This is a genomic window from Streptomyces durocortorensis, assembly GCF_016901035.1.
In the GTDB taxonomy this organism is placed as follows: domain Bacteria; phylum Actinomycetota; class Actinomycetes; order Streptomycetales; family Streptomycetaceae; genus Streptomyces; species Streptomyces durocortorensis.
Map to the genome: position 1 here is coordinate 3,244 of NZ_JAFEUF010000234.1, position 7,117 is coordinate 10,360.

6 protein-coding genes are annotated in these 7,117 nt (G+C 67.9%); 4 read left to right on the forward strand and 2 right to left on the reverse strand.

What is annotated here, in order from left to right:
- Positions 1-1,268: 1,268 nt before the first annotated feature.
- Both JS521_RS29405 and JS521_RS29410 read right to left on the reverse strand, forming a co-directional pair.
- Positions 1,269-2,390: an NsdA family TPR-like regulatory protein gene (locus tag JS521_RS29405; protein ID WP_239488003.1), complete on the reverse strand. Its 1,122-nt coding sequence runs from the start codon at positions 2,388-2,390 to the stop codon at positions 1,269-1,271.
- Between the two features lie 299 nt (positions 2,391-2,689).
- Positions 2,690-3,010 (reverse strand): GntR family transcriptional regulator, encoded by a 321-nt coding sequence (locus JS521_RS29410; protein ID WP_205085981.1) that lies wholly within the window; start codon positions 3,008-3,010, stop codon positions 2,690-2,692.
- A 340-nt stretch (positions 3,011-3,350) separates the two neighbouring features.
- On the opposite strand from JS521_RS29410, the gene JS521_RS29415 reads away from it, so the two are divergent.
- From JS521_RS29415 to JS521_RS29430, 4 genes are all read left to right on the forward strand, one after another.
- The gene (locus JS521_RS29415) at positions 3,351-4,121 is read left to right on the forward strand and encodes a sigma-70 family RNA polymerase sigma factor (protein WP_205085982.1); all 771 of its coding nucleotides are present in this window, start codon (positions 3,351-3,353) and stop codon (positions 4,119-4,121) included.
- A complete protein-coding gene (locus tag JS521_RS29420; protein ID WP_205085983.1) occupies positions 4,118-4,702 on the forward strand; it encodes an HNH endonuclease in 585 nt (194 codons plus the stop codon). Before JS521_RS29415 ends, JS521_RS29420 begins: the two co-directional genes overlap by 4 nt.
- Positions 4,699-6,375 (forward strand): AICE element replication initiation protein, encoded by a 1,677-nt coding sequence (locus JS521_RS29425; protein WP_205085984.1) that lies wholly within the window; start codon positions 4,699-4,701, stop codon positions 6,373-6,375. Before JS521_RS29420 ends, JS521_RS29425 begins: the two co-directional genes overlap by 4 nt.
- Positions 6,376-6,626: 251 nt before the next feature.
- Entirely contained in the window at positions 6,627-6,848 is a 222-nt protein-coding gene (locus JS521_RS29430; RefSeq protein ID WP_097867535.1) for a helix-turn-helix transcriptional regulator, read from the forward strand.
- The last annotated feature ends 269 nt before the right edge of the window (positions 6,849-7,117 follow it).

Consider the following 7,117-nt stretch of genomic DNA (forward strand, 5'->3'; position numbering starts at 1 on the left):
TTTAAAATCTCACTGGGTATCCCCCGCGCGCCACCCCCAAAAACCTTTTGCCCGCCCGCCCCGCCCGCGCGCGCCCCGCCCCCCCCCCGCCCGGGGGGGGCGCGGTGCGGGGCGTCGGGGGTGAAGAGACCACCCCCGGCGGGGCGCGTGGTCTCTTCCGGTCGGACGGCTGCCAGTCCCTCTGAAGAGCCTTCCAAGAGCCACGCAGGGCGGTGGGTGCTGGGAGCTCCCGGGCCCCTCCCTGCGTGGCCTCCTTGGAAGGCTCTTCAGTGAGAGAGAGCGGTTCCGTTTCCCTCTCCCTTTAACCCATCCTAGAGATTTGGTGTAAGACAGCGTCCGCAGCGTCCGCAAGAGGTTCGGGAGAGTGTCTGACCTGCGGGAACAGTGCGGACGCTAAACAATTTGTTTAGCGTCCGCTAGCGTCCGCAGCGTCCGCAAGCCCCAACCCGCTTAAGAGCATTACCGCAGGTCAAGGCGGCTCTTAAGGAGGAGACGTGCGGACGCTGACCTCTCCCTGCCGCATGGTTCTCTCCGACCGTGAGCATTCCGCTTCCCGCTCACAAGCAAGAGGAGCACCCCCGGCGGAGCGGCGCGGGGTGCTCCTCTTGCTTGTCCAATGGCTCCCACTTGTAGCACTACAAAAGCTCCCCTCCTTTTTCTTAAGTAGGAGAGGTCTGCGTCACCGCGTCACCCTGGCGGCGAGAAAGGGGCTTTGACCTGCGGGAAAGCGGGGTGACGCAGAGCCAAAGTCCTGCGTCATCGTGCGTCACCTGCGTCACCCCGTGACGCGGCCCTGCGTCACCGATGACGCACCCCCGCACGCCTGCGTCACCCTAAAACCGCAGGTCAGGTGGTGCGGGTGACGTTGATGACGCGGTGACGCAGAATTCCGACCCTCGGACAGGTCCCGTACCGCCGGGCCTGCACCGCGTCATGCTGCCCGAGTTGGCCGGCGGGCTGCGCGCGCTCGCGGAGCGAGCTGCCCAAGGTTGTGCGGCTCGCCGCTCGCTCTATCTCTTCTCTGGGACCGGCAGGCCAAGCCGCCCAGGGCCCCACCGGTGCGTGGGGCAGGGTGAGCGCCCCTGCTAGACCTAGCAGCCGCCCTTGCTAGGTCTAGCAGGGGCGCTAGCACGCCACAGTGACTCTGAGCAGGTAACTAGCGTCTAGCAGGCCAGCGCTGAGCCCCCGGGATTTCCCTCGAATCCGGGGGCTCGTGGTACCGCCTATGGGTGCTAGCTGATCCCTGCGACCGGTGTGCGGGGCTACTTCTAAGCGGGCGGAAGGAAGCCGGGTGTCTGCTCTCCGAGCGTAGCCAGGCGAGATAGGTACTCCTGCGCGGAGGGCTCCGCGCTGTACCTCCGGCGAACCTCCGCGGCTAGCTCACGGCTTGTCATAATGAGCGAGGGGACCGACTGGCGGTCTCCTTGCAGCGCTCGGTCTCCCATGATGAGCGCCTGCTCAAGATCCCCGGCCCGTGCTGCCGTCACGCCTAGCGTCACCCGAGCCTCTGAGTTCCGCATCGGAGACCGCTCGGTGCCGTCAAAGTCCGTACCGGCTCGGAGAACTTCCTCTGCCAGCGTGCGGGCGAGCTTGTCCTCGCCGACCAGCCGGTAGCAATCCATTGAGTAGAAGTCGAACTTCGCCGGATCGACTACGAAATGGTTGGCCAGGTTCTCAGGATGCGGCATTCCTTCCAGGAGACGCCGACCGCGATCGAGTGCCACCTCCACTTGGCGGCGGTCGCCGAGTCGGGCCCACGCTTTGGCTTCCTGTCCAGCCAGTTGCACCGCCACGCCGTGCTGACCCGCGACCTCCGATCCTGCCTGGGCCGCTGAGATAACGCCACGGTAGTCGCCGGTCGTGAGCGCGAACCAGGCCCGCATCTCGTGCGCCCATCCGGCAACCTCCGGATGATCCGCTTCGGTCGCAAGTGAAAGCGCTGCCCGGCGCGTCGACTCCGCTGCGTGCCGATCACCGGAGTCGTACTCCACACAACCGACCAAGAGGGCCAGCCAGCCGGAGAGGGCGAGAACTTCGCGATGCTGGGCGAGAGTCAAGCTCTTGGAGTGCAGTTCCACAACCCGCCGCAACCACTGGCGTCCCTCGATCAGGAGTTGCGCGCTCGGCATATACGGATACTCCGAGCACAGTCGATCCGTTGTGATGCGCAGTGCGTCCAGGGTGGCGGTGTCGACGTCGGAACGGTTGAGGCGGCTGACGATTTCTAGCGTTTCCATGCCGCTTACGGCCAGAATCTCTTGGTTGCCATCCCTGCGGCTGGGGGCAGGGAAGAGTGCATTCGTGACTGTGCCGAAGGTGGCCGCGATAACCGGCTGGTAGAAGTCGCTCGGCAAGGCTCCGGATTCCCAGCGCTTCCACTGGCGGATCATGCTCTCTTCTGACGGAAGATCGCTGGGCGCGTGGGCTCGAAGAGCTCTAACCGCGTCCCTCTGTGACCAGTCGCGCGCCGCGCGCTCGGCTGCGATCCGACGCGCCCACGCAGGCCTGTCCTCGCCCATGTGCCCTCCTTTGAGTGCTTACTGCGAGTCTTGCCGGTCGCCCCAGGGGACAGGCAAGGGGACAGGGTGGGGACACTGATGATGTCCCCACGCCAGATCAGGTGACCCCCCGTTGTCACCTACCCGATGTTCACGCTTAGCCGCATGGTGGTTGCAGATCCCGCGCCACCTCATGCGGAGCGTGACTCAAGCGCTTCGAGTCGTTCAGCCAATGCCTGAATCTGGGAGCGAATTTCCTTGATGTCGAGACGCATGTCTTCCTGCGCCTTCCCGCCCCCGACGAAGTTGCCGAGGTTTCCGCTCGACACAATTACGCCTTCGGCTCGCAGAATCGCCAAGCCGTTCTGGATGGTCTGGCCGGCGTATCCAAAGCGATCCACCAGCTCTCGCTGCGTAGGCAGCCGTTCGCCAGGCTGCATCTTCTTGATGTCTTCCCTGAGTGCGTCAGCAACGTGCTCAGCCTTGGACCTCGGGCCTCCTGTGACAGTCATGCCCTGAGCGTACCCACCAGAGCGGACTAGCGCACACCACTCAGCCACTTGCAAACTAGCGCGCACTAGTGCACGCTAGTTCACGAGAGGGCGCCGCCGAACAAGCGGAGTCCCGAGAACCCCCTGCTCAAAGCAGGGGCAGAAGCAGGGAGCGGCTCCCTACCGCCAAGCAAGTAGCCGCTCCCCTCACCCGCGAAGGGGTACATCCATCATGCCTGGAACTGTCGCGAAGCGTAGGAGTCGGAGCTCTGGAACTGCCACGGGCAGCGGCCCGGGGGGTCGTCGCTTAGAGAGCGGTGAGATTGTCCCTCTGACGGGCGAGCAGTCTGATCAGCTTGCCGTGCTGTTCGACGCCTACGGGGACCGCTTGGTGCGGTTCGCCTACTCCCGGCTGTGCGGTACCCGGATGGGAAACGGCGAGGCGTGGGCGCTGGCGGAGGATGTCGTTCAGTCCATGTGGGTGCGGGTGGCCCGCAGTGGAGCGTCCGACGTGCTGGGTCACCCGGAGTGGTCCGAGACGGAGACCCGCAGGGTCCTGTTCGTCCGGGTGAAGCGTGAGATCGCAGAGCACTTCGCGCTGATGCGGTCCTCCGAGACGGTGGTGGACTGGACGGAGCCCGCCACGTGCAACGCGCTGTGCCCGCTGCTGCCCAACCAGTGCGCCTGGGTCGACCTGCCTGACTACCTGGCCAGGATGGTGGCCGCGCTTCCGGAGCGAGAGCGGGAAGCGCTGCTGCTGAAGCTGGACGGCACGCCCCACAAGGTGATGGGCGAGCGTCTGGGGTGCAGCGAGTCCACCGCTGACCGGCTCGCGAAGACGGCGATCCTGCTCCTGCAGATTGACAACCCTGAGCTGTCCTGCGACCCGGTGGCCATGGAGTCGCTGCCGGAATGGGAGCAGCGCGCGCTGGCGGCACGGAGCGCGGCGCAGCGGGAAGTTCTCCTGCGGCTGGACGACGTGGCCCGGGGTGCGCTTCTGCTCAACGGAGAAGTGCCCACGCGGGAGATCGCCAAGAGGCTGGGGGTCAGCCGGGAGCGGGTAATGGGGGCGACCGTGTGCGCCCCTGTGCTGCGCGCTCTGGGTGCCGAGGACATGGAGCAGGCGGCATGAGGAACGGCCACCCGCTCAACTCCGCACGCCGACGGCAGCGCAAGGAACAACTCGCCCGCCGCGACGGTCAGCGGTGCGCCTACTGCGCTCTGCCGTTCGTCTCGCTGCGGGAGGCGACCCTCGATCACGTCGTGCCGGTGTCCGTGCTGCGGACGTGGTCGGCAGGTGCGCTCGTGCTCGCCTGCCGACCGTGCAACCAGGCCAAGGCCGATCGGCTCCCGCTGTCGCTGGCGCTGCTGATCGTCTGGACGCACGGGCCTGACCTGCATGACGAGACGCGTCACACCCCCCGTCACACCGAACCGACCGACGGCCCGTTCACGGTCAACCGGTCGGTGTTCACCGACACCGGCGAGTCGAGTCGACCGGGCTCGATCCGGCTCGGTCCGGGGGAGGTGAACTGGCTGCTGCTGGCCCGGCTTGTTCACGCCCGTACGGCGGGTGAACGGTCGACCCCTGATCAGACGAAACATCGCAAAGCGGATCGTCGTGCGGTGCGGGTCGGTCGACTCGCGCACCCCCGGCGGACCGCCCGACTGAACACCTGTGAACAGCCGACCGATCGAGGGGTGAGCGCATGAACACCGACATCCAGCACGTGAACGGTCACCCCCGACCGATCGACCCCGCCAACCCGACCGGGCCGCCGACCGTGAACACCGATCGGCCCGGCGTGAACACCAGCCGCCCGACCGTGAACGCTCGCCGGTCGGGCGGGAAGTCGGGTGAGGACGGGGGTAAGAAGCCGTCGGCCGCGACCCGCTTGGTGGCGTTGGCGCGGGAGCGGTACACGTTCGTCATGTCGACCGACGCCCGCCCCTATGCGGTCGCCATTGACGGCCCGAACCTCGCGCTTCCCCTCCGGGGCAAGACCGGGGTACGGCAGCGGCTGGCCCGCCTGTACGCGGACACGTTCGACGGGGACGTTGCCTCGCAGTCGGCCCTTGCGGACGCGATGACGGTGCTGGAAGGGATCGCGGAGGACAACGACCCCGTACCCGTGCATCTGCGGGTCGGCTCCACCCCTGAGGGGCGGGTCGTGGTCGACCTGGGCACCGCCGACGGCCGCGCGGTCGTGGTGTCTGCCGGCCGCTGGGAGGTGGTGGACCGGGCGCCGGTTCTCTTCCGCCGCTCCGGGGCCATGGCACCGATGCCCGTGCCCGTTCGCACCTCGGACGGTCTGGCCCGGTTCCACTCCATGCTGAACATGGACGAGAGTGCGTTCCGGCAGATGGCCGCGTGGATGGCGGCGGCCTGGCTGCCCGACATCCCGCACCCGATCCTGACGTGCAAGGGCGAGCAGGGCACCGGCAAGTCCATGACGGCTCAGATGGCCATCAACCTCATCGACCCGTCCCCGGCCGCCAGGCGCAGCCAGCCGCGCGACGAGAAGGCGTGGTCCCGGCAGGCGTTCACCTCGTGGGCGCTGTGCCTGGACAACATCAGCACGATCCCCCGGTGGCTGTCGGACACCCTGTGCAAGGCCGTCACCGGTGACGGTGTTGTCGACCGGGCCCTGTTCACCGATGACGACGTGGTCGTGCTCTCCTACCGCCGCGTGCTGGCCATGACGACCATCGACGCCGGAGCGTTGGCGGGGGACCTGGCCGAACGGGTCCTGATGGTGGAACTGCAACTGATCGACGGCACCCGCCGCCGCTCGGAGGAGGAGTTGGACGCGGCGTTCGCGGAGGCCCGCCCCGCGGTTCTCGGTGGGCTGCTGGATCTGCTGGCCGGGGTGCTGGAAGTGCTGCCGTCGGTCCGGCTGGACTCCATGCCGCGCATGGCGGACTTCGCCCGCGTCCTGGCCGCTGTCGACCAGGTCACCGGCTGGCAGACCCTCCCGGACTACCTGGCCGCATCCTCGAACGTCGCCAGCGACGCGTTGGAAGGCGACACCTTCGGCACCGCTCTCGCCGCTCTGGTGACACGGGCCGGGACGTGGACCGGCACCGCCGCCCAGCTCCTCGAACAGCTCCAACCCGCCAACGGAGTCCGCTCTCCTGACTGGCCCAAGGACCCGACCCGGACCTCAGGGAGAGTCAAGCGGCTGGCCCCGCTCCTGCGCTCCATCGGGATCACCGTGGACGACACGCAGCGTAGTAAGGACCCCGACCGGCGTCGCCTGCTGATCCTCACCCGGACCGCGCCGGAGGACACGTCAGCGTCCACACCCTCCGAGCCCGACCAAGGTTCCTTCTGGCCGGAGGAACCCCCGCCGGACCCGGACAACTTCCCGCCTGACCTGCACTGACACGACCGGAACCCTTCCGGGCCGGGCCGCCGCACAGCGGCCCGGACGTGTCACCCGCTGCGGACGCTGAAGCCGTCCAGCGTCCGCAGCGTCCGCCCCAGCGTCCGCCCATCTCACCCCAACTGACCTGCACAAACCCGAGAGTGCGGACGCTGGGTCGCTCTGGACGCTGGCTTACACCAACTCTCTAGGACGGCACCCCGGTACACCCTCCGCACACCGCACCCCGGACACGAGGAGTCACCACCACCATGCCCACCGACCCCCGCGCCACCCTCCGGGCCGGGCTCCCGGACCGCTACCTCACCCCCGAAGACCTGGCCGCGCTGCTGTCCGTCCCGATCGAGACCGTCTACCACTGGCGCAAGCGACGCACCGGACCGCCCGGCTTCCGCATCGGCCGGCACATCCGCTACGACCCCGCAGCCGTCCGCGATTGGATCACCGAACAAGCCGCCCGCGACGCAGCCTGACCCGCCACCCGCACAAGGGGAGGTAGAGCCCTCTCCCTCTACCCCGGGCCCCGTGAACGCCCGTGGACCGGTCGCCGTTGGACCCCTTCACCGGGGCCCGGCGGTAGCGGGGGCCCCTTACCCCGGTAGAGGGGCAGGTAAGGGCCTCCCACCTGCGAGGTAAGGCCGGTAAAGGGGTGCCAGTGCCCCGCCCGGAACCCCCGCCGAACAGAGGGAGGCTCACCCCCACCGGGCGGGGAGGGAGTTGGGGAGGCGGGCACATCCTGGGG

What these genes read in the sequence shown, in the direction of transcription:
- JS521_RS29420 (WP_205085983.1), top strand. Translation starts at nt 4,118, where the DNA reads ATGAGGAACGGCCACCCGCTCAACTCCGCACGCCGACGGCAGCGCAAG.
- JS521_RS29430 (WP_097867535.1), top strand. Translation starts at nt 6,627, where the DNA reads ATGCCCACCGACCCCCGCGCCACCCTCCGGGCCGGGCTCCCGGACCGC.
- JS521_RS29405 (WP_239488003.1), bottom strand. Translation starts at nt 2,390, where the DNA reads ATGATCCGCCAGTGGAAGCGCTGGGAATCCGGAGCCTTGCCGAGCGAC.
- JS521_RS29410 (WP_205085981.1), bottom strand. Translation starts at nt 3,010, where the DNA reads ATGACTGTCACAGGAGGCCCGAGGTCCAAGGCTGAGCACGTTGCTGAC.
- JS521_RS29425 (WP_205085984.1), top strand. Translation starts at nt 4,699, where the DNA reads ATGAACACCGACATCCAGCACGTGAACGGTCACCCCCGACCGATCGAC.